The sequence below is a fragment of the Aeromonas sp. 62-46 genome (assembly GCF_001898585.1).
GTDB lineage: Bacteria > Pseudomonadota > Gammaproteobacteria > Enterobacterales > Aeromonadaceae > Aeromonas > Aeromonas caviae.
Map to the genome: position 1 here is coordinate 131,908 of NZ_MKUI01000004.1, position 15,948 is coordinate 147,855.

16 protein-coding genes are annotated in these 15,948 nt (G+C 64.9%); 4 read left to right on the top strand and 12 right to left on the bottom strand.

Features of this window, described 5'->3' with window-relative positions:
- Positions 1-47: 47 nt before the first annotated feature.
- From BGO64_RS01610 to BGO64_RS01625, 4 genes are all read right to left on the bottom strand, one after another.
- Positions 48-359 (bottom strand): Rdx family protein, encoded by a 312-nt coding sequence (locus BGO64_RS01610; RefSeq protein ID WP_214002603.1) that lies wholly within the window; start codon positions 357-359, stop codon positions 48-50.
- On the bottom strand, positions 356-1,477 hold the full coding sequence (locus tag BGO64_RS01615; protein ID WP_010674178.1) for an adenosylhomocysteinase: 1,122 nt from the start codon (positions 1,475-1,477) through the stop codon (positions 356-358). The genes BGO64_RS01610 and BGO64_RS01615 overlap by 4 nt, the downstream gene beginning before the upstream one ends.
- Positions 1,478-1,662: 185 nt before the next feature.
- Positions 1,663-2,397 carry a hypothetical protein gene (locus BGO64_RS01620; protein ID WP_286700061.1) on the bottom strand — a complete coding sequence of 245 codons (735 nt, stop codon included), beginning with the start codon at positions 2,395-2,397 and terminating at the stop codon, positions 1,663-1,665.
- Positions 2,397-2,957 (bottom strand): YceI family protein, encoded by a 561-nt coding sequence (locus BGO64_RS01625; protein WP_010674176.1) that lies wholly within the window; start codon positions 2,955-2,957, stop codon positions 2,397-2,399. The genes BGO64_RS01620 and BGO64_RS01625 overlap by 1 nt, the downstream gene beginning before the upstream one ends.
- Positions 2,958-3,066: 109 nt before the next feature.
- On the opposite strand from BGO64_RS01625, the gene BGO64_RS01630 reads away from it, so the two are divergent.
- Positions 3,067-3,969: a LysR family transcriptional regulator gene (locus tag BGO64_RS01630; protein ID WP_039038856.1), complete on the top strand. Its 903-nt coding sequence runs from the start codon at positions 3,067-3,069 to the stop codon at positions 3,967-3,969.
- 8 nt (positions 3,970-3,977) lie between these two features.
- Here BGO64_RS01630 and BGO64_RS01635 read toward each other — a convergent pair whose 3' ends face one another.
- The gene (locus tag BGO64_RS01635) at positions 3,978-4,379 is read right to left on the bottom strand and encodes a hypothetical protein (RefSeq protein WP_010674174.1); all 402 of its coding nucleotides are present in this window, start codon (positions 4,377-4,379) and stop codon (positions 3,978-3,980) included.
- A 66-nt stretch (positions 4,380-4,445) separates the two neighbouring features.
- Here BGO64_RS01635 and BGO64_RS01640 point away from each other — a divergent pair, with 66 nt between their 5' ends.
- Positions 4,446-6,179 carry a formate--tetrahydrofolate ligase gene (locus tag BGO64_RS01640; protein WP_286700062.1) on the top strand — a complete coding sequence of 578 codons (1,734 nt, stop codon included), beginning with the start codon at positions 4,446-4,448 and terminating at the stop codon, positions 6,177-6,179.
- Between the two features lie 236 nt (positions 6,180-6,415).
- On the opposite strand, the gene BGO64_RS01645 is transcribed toward BGO64_RS01640, so the two are convergent.
- Together BGO64_RS01645 and folE are read right to left on the bottom strand one after the other, a co-directional pair.
- Positions 6,416-8,065 carry a methyl-accepting chemotaxis protein gene (locus tag BGO64_RS01645; RefSeq protein WP_039038853.1) on the bottom strand — a complete coding sequence of 550 codons (1,650 nt, stop codon included), beginning with the start codon at positions 8,063-8,065 and terminating at the stop codon, positions 6,416-6,418.
- Positions 8,066-8,316: 251 nt separating this feature from the next.
- Complete coding sequence (folE, locus tag BGO64_RS01650; RefSeq protein WP_010674171.1) at positions 8,317-8,973, bottom strand: GTP cyclohydrolase I FolE; 657 nt, start codon at positions 8,971-8,973, stop codon at positions 8,317-8,319.
- Positions 8,974-9,343: 370 nt separating this feature from the next.
- Between folE and moeA the strand changes: the two genes are divergently transcribed.
- Together moeA and moeB are read left to right on the top strand one after the other, a co-directional pair.
- The gene (gene moeA, locus BGO64_RS01655; protein WP_286700079.1) at positions 9,344-10,570 is read left to right on the top strand and encodes a molybdopterin molybdotransferase MoeA; all 1,227 of its coding nucleotides are present in this window, start codon (positions 9,344-9,346) and stop codon (positions 10,568-10,570) included.
- A complete protein-coding gene (moeB, locus tag BGO64_RS01660) occupies positions 10,567-11,322 on the top strand; it encodes a molybdopterin-synthase adenylyltransferase MoeB (protein WP_042882555.1) in 756 nt (251 codons plus the stop codon). The genes moeA and moeB overlap by 4 nt, the downstream gene beginning before the upstream one ends.
- A 71-nt stretch (positions 11,323-11,393) precedes the next feature.
- Here the strand turns inward: moeB and BGO64_RS01665 are convergent, their stop codons facing one another.
- From BGO64_RS01665 to modB, 5 genes are all read right to left on the bottom strand, one after another.
- Positions 11,394-12,206 (bottom strand): hypothetical protein, encoded by an 813-nt coding sequence (locus BGO64_RS01665; protein WP_286700063.1) that lies wholly within the window; start codon positions 12,204-12,206, stop codon positions 11,394-11,396.
- Positions 12,199-13,242, bottom strand: coding sequence for a plasmid segregation protein ParM domain-containing protein (parM, locus tag BGO64_RS01670; RefSeq protein WP_223302530.1), 1,044 nt, complete (start codon positions 13,240-13,242; stop codon positions 12,199-12,201). The genes BGO64_RS01665 and parM overlap by 8 nt, the downstream gene beginning before the upstream one ends.
- 113 nt (positions 13,243-13,355) lie before the next feature.
- Complete coding sequence (locus tag BGO64_RS01675; RefSeq protein ID WP_042017457.1) at positions 13,356-14,132, bottom strand: alpha/beta fold hydrolase; 777 nt, start codon at positions 14,130-14,132, stop codon at positions 13,356-13,358.
- 67 nt (positions 14,133-14,199) lie between these two features.
- Complete coding sequence (gene modC, locus BGO64_RS01680) at positions 14,200-15,255, bottom strand: molybdenum ABC transporter ATP-binding protein (protein WP_286700064.1); 1,056 nt, start codon at positions 15,253-15,255, stop codon at positions 14,200-14,202.
- Complete coding sequence (gene modB, locus BGO64_RS01685; protein ID WP_286700065.1) at positions 15,252-15,932, bottom strand: molybdate ABC transporter permease subunit; 681 nt, start codon at positions 15,930-15,932, stop codon at positions 15,252-15,254. Before modB ends, modC begins: the two co-directional genes overlap by 4 nt.
- Positions 15,933-15,948: the final 16 nt, after the last annotated feature.

Below are 15,948 nucleotides of genomic sequence, written 5' to 3' on the forward strand. Positions count from 1 at the left end.
AAGAGGGAGGCCTGCGCCTCCCTCTTTCACATCATGGGTGATGCCGCCTACTCGGTTGCGGGTTTGCGATCCGCATGGCCGAGATCCCGCTCCGGGGCGATGACATCCCGCACCCGCTGCTTGATCTCCTTGGCCTCGGGGAAGCCCTCGTCGGCCACCCTGTCCCACACCAGCACCCCGTCCACCAGGATGCGAAACTCCCCCTTGCTGGCGGGCACCAGGGCCACCTCGCCCAGTTCGCCGTCGAAGGTGGAGAGCAGCTCCTGGGCGAGCCAGGCGGCCCGCAGCATCCAGCGGCAGAGGGTGCAGTAACGGATTTCGATGCGCGGTTTCGCGAGGGGCAAATGGGTGTCTGTCATGGGGTGACTCCGTGAAAATCGGTCAACCAGTGGCGAGCGATGCGCTGCATGGTGGCCTGGGGCAGTTCGTGAAGGCCCGGGGTGGATGCCTGATGGGCCAGTTGGTGCACCCCTTCGATGATCTCCGCCAGCACCAGGTAGACATATTCGCCGATGACGGCGCCGTGGACGAAGTTGACCGCCTCCCCCCGGTTGAGCAAAAAGATGGTGCTGCCGTCCGGCCGGGTCAGGGCCAGCACATGGGGACACACCTCCTCGCTCGGCCAGGGCAGCTGGGCGAGGCTGAAGGCGAATTCGTCATCGGCGGAGGTGACCGAGGCCAGCATGGCGCCGGGGCGCAGGGCCTGCAGATCGGATATATCGAGGGAGCCGTTGCCGGTGGAGCAGATCACCAGCTCGGCGCGGCCCAGGGCCTCGGCCTTGTTCACCAGCTTGAAGCCGTGGGAGAGCGCTTCCACCTGGCGCAGGGCATCCGTCTCCACCAGCTCCAGATGCAGGTTGCGACAGCGCAGTTCCCGGGCTATGCTGCGCCCCACCTTGCCATAGCCGAACAGGGCGGCCTGGCAGACATTGAAGGTACGCCTCAGGGTACGCGCGAGGGACTCCGCGGAGTAGACCACGCTCAGGCCGATCTGGATATCTTCCGCCTGCTTGAGGGGGCTGCGGGCCACCGAGATGACGGGGGCCGCCAGGGACTCCTGTTCGTAGCGCTGATGGCCGTTCTCGGTCATCTCCACCACCCCGATGAAGCGGGCGCCAAAGTGCTCGGCCAGTACCGCCTGGCTCTTGGCGAAGTAGCCGCCGATGTCGAGGATGATGAGCCGCTCGTGGGACATCACCAGGGGGGCAATCTGGGCGATCACCTCACCGGGATCCGAGGTCCAGTGGCGATTGAGGGGCAGCACGGGGTAGTGCTGCTGAGCCCAGGCCAGCGTCGGTCCATGCACGGACTTGGGTTTGGGCAGGATGGCACCGACCCGGCCCACCCGATCGAGCACCTGGATGAAGTCGGGTCTGTCGGGAAGCAGGTGGGTCACCAGCAGGATGCAGAGATCCCCAAGACATCCCTGTTCGGTGAAATGGCGAAAAAACAGATGCTCAGATCCCTGACTGCGCAACTGTGGCCTCCTTAGCGTGCCGCGGGAAAGCAGGCAAACAGAACCCGGCATAGCCGGGTTCTGTGTGTATCCAGATAATTGAAAATCCTTTTTATCCGAAAGCACCATGGGTCTCAATCTTTATCTGTCCAGACTTTGACAAGCCCATCAATTTCTAAGGTAATAGCCTGTTTTTCATGCAGAAATCAGTAAAGTGACGCCTCTGGCCATACCCACCACAGACTCACTCCGGCACCGACGGCCGCCACCAGGATCAAGACCCCCCAGCGAGAGAGTCCCGGGCGCCCGTGCAGGACTCGTTCCAGCAGCGGCAACAACCAGACCGGCAGCAGCACCAGCAGGGGCACTTCCACGTACTGCCAGGCGAGCATCTGCACGAAGGCGAGTGCCAGCCCCAGGGCGGCCGGGGTAACCTTGACCCCTGCAAAGGCGCCGAGCAGAGCACGGAATCCGGCAAACGCGGCCAGGGCCCCCGTCAGCTGGGCGATGAGCAGGCTGCCATCGATGCCGATGACCAGCGCCAGCCAGATGAAGGCCAGGGCGAAGCCGAGCCCCTCCTCGCTGTCACCGCGCCAGCTCGTCCAGCCAGACCAGAGGATGGCGGGTAGCAGGGCCAGCCAGATCCCGGGCTCGCTCGCCAGCACGGAGGCCAGCCCCTGCCACCACACCAGGGCGCCCAGCCCCCCGAACAGCGCGAGGGCGATCCCCTTGTTGGAACCCTGGGTCAGGGCGGGCACCAGCAGGGTCAGCGGCAGCCACTGCCACGCCTTGACCGGCAGGCCATAGGCGCCGCCCAGCAGGCAACCCACCAGCCAGATCCCCAGGGCGCCCCACAGATAGCCCAGCCGCGGCCAGCGCCACGACAGCAAAGCGGCCCCTAAAGGAGCCGCCAGGGTTTGAAGCAGGAGTGCTGCGCCCATTACTTGCGCACGCCTTCAACGAACAGGTTGATGGTCATCTCGTCAGGGATGTTCGGCACCATGTAGTTCACGCCGAACTCGCTGCGCTTGATGGTGGTGGTGGCGTTGAAGCCGCTGCGGTAGCCGCCCCAGGGATCCTTGCCTTCGCCGATGTGGACCAGGTCGAAGGCCACGTCCTTGGAGACGCCGTGCAGGGTCAGGGTGCCCTTGAGTACGCCTTTGTCCTTGGTGCCTTCATAGCCGGTGCTGACGAAGGTCATCTTGGGGTACTGCTTCACGTCCAGGAAGTCGGGGCTGCGCAGGTGCTTGTCGCGGGCCTCGTGGTTGGAATCCACGCTGGCGGCATCGATTTCGAAGCTCGCCTTGGCCGCCGCCGGGTTGGCGTCGTCCATGCTGAAGGTGCCACTGAAGGTGTTGAACCGGCCGACCAGTTCGGAGAAGCCGAGGTGGCCCACCTTGAACTGGACTGTGGTGTGCGCTGCATCGACATCGTAATCGGCAGCCATCAGGGGAGCCGCCATAAACAGGCAGGAGGCCAGCAGGGCCTTGGTCATTTTCATTCCGATCGTTCCTTCATTGGGGGTTCACAACGGTGTCCAAAATGCTAACCTCCTATCGAGAATAGATAATCATCGATTTATTAAAATAATTATCAACCGAGAGTGGAATATGGATCAGATAGCCGCCATGCGCACCTTCATCAAGGTGGTGGAGTGTCAGAGCTTCACCAAGGCCGCCCATCAGCTCGGGATCTCGGTCGCCATGACCTCCAAGCTGATGCAGCAGCTCGAGGAGTCCCTCTCCACCCGGCTGCTGTCGCGCACCACCCGCCAGGTCAACCCCACCGAGGCGGGCCAGTTCTACTACCAGCGCTCCCTGGCCCTGCTGGCGGAGCTGGAAGAGACCCACAGCCAGCTCACCCACAACAACCAGCAGCCCCAGGGCACCCTCAAGCTCTCGGTGCCCATGGATTTCGGCTACCTGCACCTCTCCCCCGCCCTGCCCCTGTTTCGCGAGCGCTACCCGGACTTGAAGCTCGAGATTGAGTACAGCGACCGGCGGGTGGCCCTGGTGGAGGAGGGGTTCGATCTGGCCCTGCGCATCGGCAACCTGCCGGACTCCTCCCTGGTGGCCAAGCCGCTCGCCATGATGAAGATGGTGGTGTGCGCCAGCCCCGACTACCTGGCCCGCCGGGGCAGGCCGAAGACCCCGGAGGATCTCAAGCAGCACGACTGCCTCATCTACACCCTGACCCAGCCGGACTGGGTCTTCAAACGGGATGGGGAGGAGCACAGCATCCGTCCCCAGGGACCACTTCGCGCCAACAACGGGGTGGCCCTGACCCGGGCCGCCTGCGACCACCAGGGCATCATCTTGCAGCCCACCTTCATCGTGGGGGATGCGCTGCGCTCGGGGGCGCTGGTCCCCTTGTTGCTGGAGTGGGAGAAGGGGCAGGTGGGGCTCTATGCCCTCTATCCGCACCGCCGTTTCGTGTCGGCCAAGGTGCGCTGCTTCATCGAATTCGTGCAGGAGCGCTATCTGGCGCCCCACTACTGGGACAGAGAGACCTGAGCCCGGGCTCAGGGGGTGGGCATCAGCTCGGCCACCAGCAGGTGATCCTGCTGGCTCATCTGCCAGCGTGGCAGACGCTGGCGCAAGGCGGCGAGCTCGGCCTCCCCCAGCGCATAGGGCAGGGTGACGTGCAGGCAATGGCAATCCAGCATGGCCGCCAACTGCATCATCAGGGCGAGGTTTGCCTCGTCGCTCTTGTGCTTGTTGATGCGCTTGCCGAGCTCGTGGCGAAAGTGGGTCTCGGGATCCTGGGTCATCGCCTGCCAGCCGTAACCAAAGAGCGGGATGAAGGCGCTGACGATGCCAAGGGCGGTGAGGGGCCGTTTGGGCGGGTGATAGAGGGCATTGAGATCCAGCAGGATGGGGCTTTGATGGGGCTCACGACTGCCGGATAAAATAGTATTGCTCATTGGATTACCCTGTTGATTCCTCTAGACTTCGCCGCATATTTGACCTGACATGCCAACGAGGTGCTGATGCTAAGCGATATCGAGATCTCCCGCCAGTCCCCCCGCCTGCCCATCGCCGAGGTGGCAGCACAGCTCGGCATAGCGGCCGCCCATCTCCACCCCCACGGCCATTACAAGGGCAAACTCGACCTCGCGCTGCTCCATCACGCCCCCACCCGCGAGCCCGGCAAGCTGGTGCTGGTGAGCGCCATCACGCCCACCCCCCTTGGTGAGGGCAAGACGGTCACCACGATCGGCCTCTCCATGGGGCTCAACCACATCGGCCAGCCCAGCATCGCCACCATTCGCCAGCCGAGCCTCGGCCCCGTCTTCGGGGTCAAGGGGGGCGCCGCCGGGGGTGGCATGGCCCAGGTGGTGCCGATGGAGGAGATGAACCTGCACCTCACCGGGGATTTTCACGCCCTCACCGCCGCCCACAACCTGGCCTCTGCCGCCCTGGATGCCCGCCTGTTCCATGAACGCAAACTCGGTGACCAGTTCAGCGCCAGAACCGGTCTGGCGCGGCTCGATATCGACCCGGCCAACATCCTCTGGCCCCGCACCCTGGACATGAACGACCGGGCGCTTCGCCACCTCACCCTCGGCCAGGGCGGCGCTGCCGATGGTGTCGAGCGCCCCGATCGCTTCGTCATCACCGCCGCCTCCGAGCTGATGGCCATTCTGGCGCTGGCCAGGGATCTCAAGGACTTGCGCGCGCGTATCGGCCGCATCCAGCTCGCCCTTGACCAGCGCGGCAAGCCCATCACCGCCGAGCAGCTGGAAGTGGCGGGGGCCATGACGGTGCTGCTCAAAGACGCCCTCAAGCCCACCCTGATGCAGACCACGGAGCAGACCCCTGTGCTGGTCCACGCCGGCCCCTTTGCCAACATCGCCCACGGCAACTCCTCCGTCATCGCCGATCGCATGGCGCTGGGTCTTGCCGACTACGTGGTGACCGAGGCGGGTTTTGGCTCCGACATGGGGCTGGAGAAGTTCTTCAACATCAAGTATCGCCAGTCCGGCCTCGCCCCCGCCTGCGTGGTACTGGTGGCCACGGTGCGCGGCCTCAAGGCCAACAGCGGCCTGCTCGACATCCGGCCGGGCCAGCCGCTGCCGGCCAGCCTGCAAGGGGAAGATCTGCCCACCCTGACAGCGGGGTGCGCCAACCTCGCCTGGCATATTCACAACGCCCGCCGTTACGGGGTGCCCGTGGTGGTCGCCATCAACCGCTTCCCCACCGACAGCGACGCCGAGCTGGCCCTGCTGGAGGCGGCGGCGCGCCAGGCCGGTGCCTGTGGCGTCGCCCTCTCCCGGGCCTTCACTGACGGTGGCGCGGGTGCGGCGGATCTGGCTCACGCCGTGGTGGCGGCCTGCAAGCAGCCCAGTGAGGTCAGGCTGCTCTACCCCGATGAGATGAGCCTTGCCGCCAAGCTCGCCACCCTGGTGGAGTGCGGCTATGGCGGCCGGGGCGTCACCCTCTCGGACAAGGCGCGCCAGCAACTGGCCAGACTCTCGGCAGAGGGCCAGGATCACCTGCCCGTCTGCATGGCCAAGACGCCGCTCTCCATCAGCCATGACCCCGCCAGGAAGGGCGTGCCGACGGACTTCGAGGTGCCCATCGAGGAGGTGAAACTCTGCGCGGGGGCAGGCTTCGTCTATGCCCTGGCGGGCCCCATCATGACCATGCCGGGCCTGGGCAGCCTGCCGGCCTATCGCCATATCGACATCGACGATGACGGGGAAATTGTCGGCCTGAGCTGACGCGCAGGCTGGCAGTCTGCCGTCCCTGAACACCATATCGACATCGACGATGACGGCGACATCGTCGGCCTGAGCTGACGCGCAGGCTGGCAGCCTGCCGTCCCTGAACACCATATCGACATCGACGATGACGGGGAGATTGTCGGCCTGAGCTGACGGCGCCCAGGTCCAGCCAGAAACAACAAGGCCCCGCCGATTGGCGGGGCCTTCTGCGCTGTGCCGGGTGGCAGCAAGACTCAGAGGGTGAAGCGCTGGGTCATATGGTGCAGGGTATTGGCCAGCTTGCTCAGCTCGACACAGGCCTGGGCGGTCTGCTGCGCCCCCTGGGCATTCTCGTCGGCGGCGGTGTGGATCTTGACGATGCTGCGGTTGAGCTCCTCGGTGACCGCGTTCTGCTGCTCGGTGGCGGTGGCGATCAGGGTGTTCATGTCGGTGATCTGGGTGACGGCACCGTTGATGCTGTCGATGCTGCTCCCCGCCTCCCGCGCCAGCTCCACGCTCTCCTGCATCTGCTGACGGCTCAGCTGCATGGCGCTGCCCGCCTCGGCGGTGCGCTCCTGCAACACCTCGATCATCTTGCTGATCTCGGCGGTGGACGCCTGGGTGCGCTGGGCCAGACTGCGCACCTCGTCCGCCACCACCGCAAAGCCACGGCCCTGCTCGCCGGCACGGGCCGCTTCGATGGCCGCATTCAGTGCCAGCAGGTTGGTCTGCTCGGCGATGCCGCGAATCACGTCCAGCACCATGCTGATGCTGGCGCTGTCGGTCTCCAGTTGCTGCACCACGCCCCCGGCCTGCTCTATCTGGCGGGAGACCTGCTCTATGCTGCCGATGGCGCTGCGTACCACCTGGTTGCCCTGGGTGGAGGTGCGGGAAGCCTGCTTGGCCGCCCCCATGGCGTCTGTGGTGTTGCGAGCCACCTCATTGACGGTGGACTGCATCTCGTTCATGGCGGTGGCGACCTGAGAGACCTCTCCCTGCTGGCTTGCCATGCCCTTGGCGGACTGCTCGGAGATGGCGCTCACCTCCTCTACCGCGCTGCTGAGCTGGCTCACCGAGCCGGAGATTTCGCTCACCAGCTCTGCCAGTGCCCCCTGCATCCGGTCGATGGCCGACCCCAGCTGACCCAGCTCGTCGCGGTTGAAGCGGTTGCCGCGGACCCACTCCTGCAGCTCGCCCCGGCCGAGATCCCCGCTCGCGATGCGCTGGGCCTGACGGGCCAGCATGATGAGCGGGTCGCGGATCTGGCGGGTCAGCACCACCGAGAGGGCGACAACCAGGGCCAGGCCGATCACCAGTGCCAGGGTCACGCTCAGTTTGGCGCTGTCAAAGGCGTCCACCACCTCGGCACGGGAACCCACGGAGTAGCCGTGGTTGATGCGGATAAGCTCACCCACCGACTTGGTCAGATTGGTATAGAGGGTGACCCCCTCCCCCATGAAGAGGTGCTGGGCTTCGGCCATCTGTCCCGAGTCCTGCATCTGCCGGATGCGCTGGTGCAGGGCGACATATCGCTCCCAGTCCGCCTTGACGATGTCAAAGGCGCGGCGCTCCTCCCGATCCTCCGCCCAGATGGTGCCATCGTGGGCCACTATCTGGCGCGCAGCCTCTTGCAGGCTCTTCTCGCTCTCATTGCGATAGCGGGCCTTCTGCTGGGCATCGTCCGCCACCAGGAAGACATCCAGTTCGTAGCGGCGCAGGGCATTGATGGTCTCGCCGAGGGTGCTGGTGCGCACGACGGCGGGCAGGATACTGTCGGTAAAGCCGATGGCGGCGCGGTTCATCTTGCTGAATTCAAACAGCGAAAAGCCGCCGATAAAGGCCATCATCAGGCCGAGTACGGCAAAGCCGGCGGTAAGTTTTTTGCCTATCGTCATGGTGTTCATGGCATGTCCTGCATGGGGGAAAACAAGTGGCATTGCTGGGCGCAGGCCTGGCCTGCGCCTTCACTACCCTCCTTGGCAGCACATCTCGTCCCTGTCGGCGCGCACAAGGGCGGGCCTGGGGGTGTCGGCGTCAACCAGACCGTCCGACAACACGGAGAGCCATAGCGACCGACACGGTCACAACTTTAGGTATTTTTCAAAAAAAGTGAGGGAAAGGAGCCGGGGCCTGTCGGCGACAGGCCCCGGGAGCACTACCCTTTCAGACCACCGAGGAACTCGGCGCGGGTGTCGGGCTGGGTCTTGAAGACGCCGCCCAGGGAGGTGGTGGTGGTGTAGGAGGTGGAGTCCATCACGCCACGGGCCTTCACGCAGAAGTGGGTCGCCTTGATGCTGATGGCCACGTCCCTGGTGCCAAGCAGGGTCTGCAACGCCAGCAGGATCTGCTGGGTCAGCCGCTCCTGTACCTGGGGACGACGGGCGAAGAACTGCACGATGCGGTTGATCTTCGACAGGCCAATCACCTTGCCGCGGGGAATGTAGGCCACGTGGGCAAAGCCGTCTATGGTGACGAAGTGGTGCTCACAGGTGCTGGTGAGGCTGATGTCCCGCACCATGATCATCTCGTCCACCTTCATCTTGTTCTCGATCACCGTCACCTTGGGGAAAGTGGCATAGTCGAGGCCGGAGAAGATCTCGTTCACGTACATCTTGGCAATGCGGTGCGGGGTCTCTGCCAGACTGTCGTCGGCCAGATCCAGTCCCAGCGTCTCCATGATGGCGCGCATATGACCTTCGATTTTTTCCTTTTTCTGCTGGCCGCTCAATTCATTGGCCACCAGAGGTGTCTCAAGGCCCTCGGCCTCGAGCGCCGCCCTGACCAACAGGGCTTCCTGGCTTAAGCTCGTCATCGTGTTTCTCTCCCACGCTCAGGGACTGTGCTGGCCTGCGGCATGGTGCCGCGGCGCAATCTTACAGGGCGATTATTGTCATAATTCTGTCTAACTCAAGCCCGGTGCCCGACTTTATGCCAAACCACCCCGTTTTGTCCGCACCGGCCTGCCCATTCGGGGGCAAGGCGCACGGCCGTGCCGCCTCTTCCCCACCTGCCATCCCGCACAAGCCTCGCATTGGTTACCCATCAGGAGGTAATTCAACGGGATAGCGCCCCAGAATCCGATCACACCGGGGCATCTACCCCCCATTACCGCACCTTCGGCCTGCCCATCGGAGCGGATTTTTGGGATAATCCGCCCCCTACACACCAGAGAGGTCATGATGATGGGATTCGATACCGGTGCACTCCTCCCCTTGGACAAGGCCCTGCAAGGGATGCTGGAACAACTCACCTGCTGCTGCGAGACGGAGCGGTTGCCCCTGCCCCAGGCGCTGGATCGGATCCTGGCCGAGGAGATAAGCTCCCCCCTCTTCGTCCCCCCCTTCGACAACGCCGCCATGGACGGCTATGCCGTGCGCCTGGCGGATCTCGCCGCCGGGGTGCCGCTCCCCGTGGCGGGCAAGGCCTTTGCGGGCCAGCCCTATGAGGGGGAGTGGCCCGCCGGCCACTGCATCCGCATCATGACCGGGGCCCCTGTGCCCCCGGGTGTAGACGCTGTGGTGATGCAGGAAGAAACGCAAGCCGGCGACAACGGGATCACTTTCCTGACCCGCCCCGTTGCCGGCCAGAACATCCGTCGCCGCGGCGAGGATCTGGCGCAGGGTGCCCAGGTGCTCGAAAGCGGCCTGCGCCTGAGCCCCAGGGAGCTGCCGCTGCTCGCCTCCCTTGGCATCGCGAACGTCACGGTGCGCCGTCCCCTCAAGGTCGCCATCTTCAGCACAGGGGACGAGCTCAAGCCTCTGGGCACCCCGCTCCAGCACGGGGACATCTACGACTCCAACCGCTACGGGGTCAAGGCGATGCTGAGCCGCATGGGCTGTGAGTGCCTGGACCTTGGCATCATCCCCGATGATCCGGCGGCCCTGCGCGCCGCCTTCTTGCAGGCCGACCGCGAGGCCGATGCCCTGATCACCACCGGGGGCGTCTCGGTGGGGGAAGCGGACTTCACCAAGCAACTGCTCGAAGAGCTCGGGGAAATTGGCTTCTGGAAGCTCGCCATCAAGCCGGGCAAACCCTTCGCCTTTGGCCGGTTGCCAAACGCCTGGTTCTTCGGTCTGCCGGGCAACCCGGTCTCCGCCATGGTCACCTTCGATCAGCTGGTGCAACCGGCCCTGGCCAGGCTCGCCGGTCAGCAGTTTGCACGCCCGCACCCCCTCCAGGCCCTGGCGACAGCGCCGCTCAAGAAGAGCCCGGGGCGCCTGGACTTCCAGCGCGGCATCCTGAGCGTGGGCCCGAATGGCCTCGAGGTGCGCAGCACCGGCTCCCAGGACTCCGGGGTGTTCAGCTCCCTGTCCCGGGCCAACTGCTACATCGTGCTCGAGCAGGAGCGCGGCAAGGTAGCCGCCGGTGAGACGGTCACCGTCGAGCCCTTCTCGGGGCTGCTGCTGTGAGCGAGATCCTGAGCGACGCCGAGCTCCTTCGCTACAACCGCCAGATCGTGCTCAAATCCTTCGACTTCGAGGGGCAGGAGGCGCTCAAGCAGTCACGCGTTCTGGTCATCGGCGCCGGGGGCCTCGGCTGCGCCGCCAGCCAGTATCTGGCGGTGGCCGGGGTCGGCCACCTCACTCTGGTGGATTTCGATCGGGTGGAGCTCTCCAATTTGCAGCGCCAGGTGCTGCACAGCGACGAGCGCATCGGCCAGCTCAAGGTGGAGTCCGCGGCGACGTCCCTGCGCGCCCTCACCCCCTGGCTCGAGGTGGAGACCCACGCCGCCCTCGCTGACGAGGCGCTGCTCGATGCCCTGCTGCCAGGCCATCAGCTGGTGCTCGACTGCACCGACAACGTCGCCATCCGCAACCTCCTCAATCAGCGTGCCCGCCAGCACAAGGTGCCCCTGGTCAGCGGCGCCGCCATCCGGCTGGAAGGGCAGCTCTGCAGCTTCACCTGGCAGGAGGATGAACCCTGCTACGCCTGTCTCAGCGCCCTCTTTGGCGATCAGGCCCTCACCTGTGTCGAGGCGGGGGTACTGGCCCCCGTGGTGGGACTGGTGGGCAGTCTGCAGGCGCTCGAGGCCATCAAGCTGCTGGCGGGCATGGGCAAAAGCTACAGCGGCCGCCTGCTGATGATCGACGGTCTGGGTGGCAGCTTTCGCGAGCTGAAACTGCCCAAACGCCCCGACTGCCCGGTCTGCTCAAGGCCCTGAGCGGCGCCCACAAAAAAGCCGAACCCCGGGGTTCGGCTTTTTTCATTGGGCTGCGGGTGGTCACAAAAAGCCTAGAAGATCCCCTTCGCCTTGACCTTCTTCATGCTCGCCACCTGGTTAGAGAGATCCTCGATGAGGGGCTCGGCCAGCTCGGACGAGCCGGACGCCCGGGCGGGCGGGCTGGCCAGGCGCTGGATCAGGCGGTGCTGCTCGCGAATGAGCCGGGACTGCTCCTCCAGCTGGCGGGAGAGCAGCTGGATGCTGCCCGCAAGGGGGGCCAGATCCGCCTCTCCCCCCGCCGTCGGCAGCTTGCCCGCGATGGCCTCTGCCAGCAGATCGTGATCGAGCGGGGCCGGCAACCCCTGCTTCAACTCGTCCCAGAGCCCGGTGGGCTGCTGCTCGCCGATGCGGCTTACAATCTCGTCCACCAGGCTGTCCGGAAGTGGCGCCGCCGCCTGCTGACCCAGACGCTGAACGATTTCATCCGCCAGCCCCCGGTTGTCTCCCTGCCCCAGCTGGGGAGCCAGCCTGGCCACGATTTCATCGATCAGGGTATCGGTCGCCACGGGCGCACTCCCTTCCCCCAGATCGAAGCCGCAACTGGCGAAGACATGGCGCAGGGTCGAGAGGTTCACCTGCTCCGGGCCGAAGGCATTGGCCATCCCCTTGCACAGGCTCGGTGCCAGCACATACAGGAACATGCCGCTGAGGTAGATGTCCTTGTGAAAACGGCTCTTGGAGAAGTCGAACTCCTCCACGTCGTCCTGGATCTTGCGCGCCCGCTGATACCAGCTTTGCAAGATCCCGGCCGCATAGCGATCAGACTCCAGCGCACCCGGATCCATGAAGATGGAGAAGGTCATGCGCTTGAGTTGACTACTCATCGCCGACCTCGGCCATCACGGGCGCCTCACGGTACACCTCTTCCTCTTCCGTGGTGTAGAGGCAGATCTCCCGCGCCAGGGCGGACTGGGCATCGTCCAGCAGCTCCACCCGCTCCCCCAGGGTCGGATAGGCAGCCTTGATGGCATCGACGATCAGTGACGCGCCGCCACCGACCAGATAGATCCGGTTCGGGTTCTTGGCGAACTTCTTCGCCTCGTGGGCCACCTGGGAGCCGAGCTCGTCGATCTTGTTCTGCATCTTCTCGAGGATCTTCGGGATCTGGCTCTCGTCGTTGACCACGTCCCGCACGAAGCTCATGTCGTGGCGGCGCTTGATGAATTCGTTGGCCACCAGATAGCTCGAATCGCTGTCTGCCGCCGCCAGCGCCTTGCGGGTCGCGTCGGTTACCATGGAGACGCCGATCTCGTTGTTGCCATACACATCGGAAACGTCGTCAAACTCGCCGACGATGATCCCCATGTCCAGGGTGGTGCCACCGCAGTCGATCACCAGCGTCTTGGTGAACTCGTTGCAGCCCGAGCCAATCAGGCGGGAGAGCGCCGCCGGCAGGCTTTCCGGCATCACCTCCACGCTGACGATGTTGAACAGCTCACCCTTGTTGAGGCTGATGGCCCGCATCAGGTTGCGGCGCTTCTTCTCGATCTTCTCCTCGTTGCGCTGGCAGTCATCCGGGTTGTAGAACTCGGTGATGGGCAGGGTCACGGTGATGGCCACATCGCAGGGGGTCACGCCGGTCTGCAACAGGGCATGGTGCACGGAGAGCAAGTTGAGATCGTCGTACTGGTACTCCACGTGGGTGGTGGCCAGGGACTTGTCGGAGGTGGCGTCGTAGGTGTACTTGGTGTTGCCTATCTCGTAGTTGTAGATCTTCTTGTCCTTGCGCAAGGCGGCACTCTTCCAATCCTTGCGAAAGGAGTTGGGGGAGATGATGGTCTTGAGCACCTTGTTCTCAATCCAGCTCACCTTGACGTTGGTTGAACCATCGTCGATGGCCATTTTCATTACTTCAGACATGAGGAAATACCTGTTCAATAGGGCAAGATGGGTCCGATTGCCTTGCCATCTGCCACTGGCAAGGCGATCGGACCAATACATACACGGGGGATCAAGGTCAAAAGGCGACAAGTCTAATGGGTTTCTAAAATCCGGTGAAGCAAATGATTGAACCCGGCGGGATCTTCCGCCGGCCAGGCGTGGTGACCATCCGGGGTGTGGATGGTGGCATTGGGCAGGGAGGCGAACTGCTCCACCCGCCGCGCCAGGGGCAGATAGTCGTGACTGGTGGAGATGATGGCCACCGGCTGCCAGAGGGTGCCGAGACGAGCCCGCACCGACCAGCCGGGCAGCGCCTCCAGCAGCGCCTTGTAGGTCTTCTTTTTGTTGCGCACGAAGCGCCCCCGGAAGGTGTGGCGCACCTGGGCGAGATCGGGGCCGGGAAAGAGCTCGCGACCGAGCCACCACGCCAGCGGCCGCATGCCGAACCAGCGCAGCCACTTGAGGCGCATGGCATAGCGCTCCTGCTCCTTTGGCGTCTCCAGCAGAAATTCGCTGAAGCCGTTGACCAGCACCAGCCCCTGCACCTTGTGGGGCAGTTGCAGCGCCAGCTCCAGCGCCACCATGGCACCGAGCGACAACCCCACTACCCAGGCAGGCTCGGGCTGCTCGTCGAGCCAGCGGGCCACGTCCGCCGCCAGGGTGGGCACGTCAAAGGGCCCCTCCTGCATGCTCTGGCCGTGGCCGCGCAAGTCGATGGCCACCACCCGGTAACGCTCGGAAAAACGCTCGATCTGCGCCTGCCAGTCGAGGCTGGAAGAGCCCAGCCCGTGCAGCAAGAGCAGCAAGGGCCCCTCCCCCGCACTGCGCAGGGCCAAGCCATGGGATTTCATTACCTGATTGCGACGCACCCGTCCCCCCTTTCTCGACGCCATGCCGGCCACTCAGGGCCAGCCAATCCGTACTCCGGTCCCCTGTCTACCCCTCTCCCACCAGGCTCACCGCCTTGATGTAGGCGTAGAGGCGCATGGCCGTCGTCAGGGCGAGCCGCTGCGCGGAGCGGCTGGTGATCCGGGCCAGCAGTATCTGCTGCCCCAGCGCCAACTGCAACAGGGTCTGCCCCGGTCTCACCTCCCGCACCTCCAGCAGCCGGGTCTCGAGGCAGTTGGAGAGGCTGGAGTGCACGATGGGCTCGGTGGCGATCACCAGATCCCGCGCCGCCACCTTGATCTGCAAGGGGCCTGCTTCATCGGGGGCATGCTCCATGGTCACCACCAGGGTCTGCTCCCCGAGTCGCAGGGTCGCCATCTGCTCGTGCTCGTCGTAGTGGGACAGGGTCGCCGAGAGCATGACCCCGACGTCGTCGCGACTGGCCAGCGACAGGTCGGTGCGGGCGAAGATCTCCTCTGGGGTGCCCTGGGCCTCCACCCGTCCCTCTGCCAGCAGCACCAGTCCATCGCAGAGCAGGCTCACCTCCTCCATGGCGTGGCTGACGAAGATCATGGGGATGCCGCTCTCCTGCTGCAAGCCCTTGAGCACGTGGGCCTGATGGATGCGGCTGCGCCTGTCCAGCGCCGAGAAGGGTTCATCCAGAAGCAGCAAGTCGGGCTCGGCCAGCAAGGCCCTGGCCAATGCCACCCGCTGACGCTGACCGCCGGAGAGGCCGTGGGCCGGTTGCCCCAGCAGCTCGGCAAAGCCGAGGCGCGCAGCCAGATCCTCTGGCTGCCAGCGCCCCCTCCCCTTGCGAGCCGCCAGTTGCAGGTTGCCGAGCACGCTCAGGTGGGGGAAGAGACGAGCATCCTGAAACACCAGCCCGATGCGCCGCGCCTCGGGGGGCAGGGCTGCAAGCTCGCGCCCCTGCCAGCGCAGGGCATCGCCCGGGGCCCTGTCGAGCCCGGCGATGATGCGCAGCAGGGTGCTCTTGCCACAGCCCGAAGGACCGAACAGGCCGAGGATGCGGCTGGGGGGCAGTGCCAGATCGCACGCCAGGGTGAAGGGGCCGAAATCACGTCTGGCCTTGAGGTAGAGGTTCATCCGAACAGCCTCCGTTGCCGGCGTTGCAGCACGCCGTAGACCAGCACCAGCATCACCAGGGAGAAGCCCATCAGGCCGCCGGCCAGAATATGGGCGTGGTCGTAGTCCATCGCCTCCACGTGATCAAACAGGGCGATGGAGAGCACCTGGGTCTCCCCGGGAATGTTGCCGCCGATCATCAGCACCACCCCGAACTCCCCCAGGGTGTGGGCAAAGCCCAGCGCCGCCGCCATCACGAAGCTGGGCAGCGTCATGGGCAGGATGATGCGAAAGAAGCGCTCAAACGGGCCCATCCCCAGGGTGGCAGCAGCCTCCAGCTCCTTGTTGCCCATGTTGACGAAGGCGGAGGTGAGGGGTTGTACCACGAAGGGGAGCGAGTAGATGACGGAGGCGATGAGCAGGCCGAGGAAACTGAAGGCGAGCGGGGCCCCGAAGGTCTCCCGCCACCAGCCACCGAGGCCGTACTCCGGGGAGAAGGCCAGTAGCAGATAGAAGCCGAGCACGGTAGGCGGCAGCACCAGCGGCAGGGCCACCATGGCCTCCACCAGGGGGCGCAGCCGGTGCTGGCTGCGAGACAGCCACCAGGCGAGCGGCGGCGACAGCAGCAGCAGGATGGCAGTAGTGCTGGCCGCCAGTTTCAGGGTCAGCCAGACCGCCAGCAGATCCCCTTCACTCATAGGGTCCCCTCTCGGG

Coding starts and splice junctions, on each gene's coding strand:
- BGO64_RS01610 (WP_214002603.1), bottom strand. CDS start 359: ATGACAGACACCCATTTGCCCCTCGCGAAACCGCGCATCGAAATCCGT.
- BGO64_RS01665 (WP_286700063.1), bottom strand. CDS start 12,206: ATGAGTAGTCAACTCAAGCGCATGACCTTCTCCATCTTCATGGATCCG.
- folE (WP_010674171.1), bottom strand. CDS start 8,973: ATGACGAGCTTAAGCCAGGAAGCCCTGTTGGTCAGGGCGGCGCTCGAG.
- parM (WP_223302530.1), bottom strand. CDS start 13,242: ATGTCTGAAGTAATGAAAATGGCCATCGACGATGGTTCAACCAACGTC.
- BGO64_RS01635 (WP_010674174.1), bottom strand. CDS start 4,379: ATGAGCAATACTATTTTATCCGGCAGTCGTGAGCCCCATCAAAGCCCC.
- BGO64_RS01620 (WP_286700061.1), bottom strand. CDS start 2,397: ATGGGCGCAGCACTCCTGCTTCAAACCCTGGCGGCTCCTTTAGGGGCC.
- modB (WP_286700065.1), bottom strand. CDS start 15,932: ATGAGTGAAGGGGATCTGCTGGCGGTCTGGCTGACCCTGAAACTGGCG.
- BGO64_RS01630 (WP_039038856.1), top strand. CDS start 3,067: ATGGATCAGATAGCCGCCATGCGCACCTTCATCAAGGTGGTGGAGTGT.
- modC (WP_286700064.1), bottom strand. CDS start 15,255: ATGAACCTCTACCTCAAGGCCAGACGTGATTTCGGCCCCTTCACCCTG.
- BGO64_RS01645 (WP_039038853.1), bottom strand. CDS start 8,065: ATGAACACCATGACGATAGGCAAAAAACTTACCGCCGGCTTTGCCGTA.
- BGO64_RS01640 (WP_286700062.1), top strand. CDS start 4,446: ATGCTAAGCGATATCGAGATCTCCCGCCAGTCCCCCCGCCTGCCCATC.
- moeA (WP_286700079.1), top strand. CDS start 9,344: ATGGGATTCGATACCGGTGCACTCCTCCCCTTGGACAAGGCCCTGCAA.
- BGO64_RS01625 (WP_010674176.1), bottom strand. CDS start 2,957: ATGAAAATGACCAAGGCCCTGCTGGCCTCCTGCCTGTTTATGGCGGCT.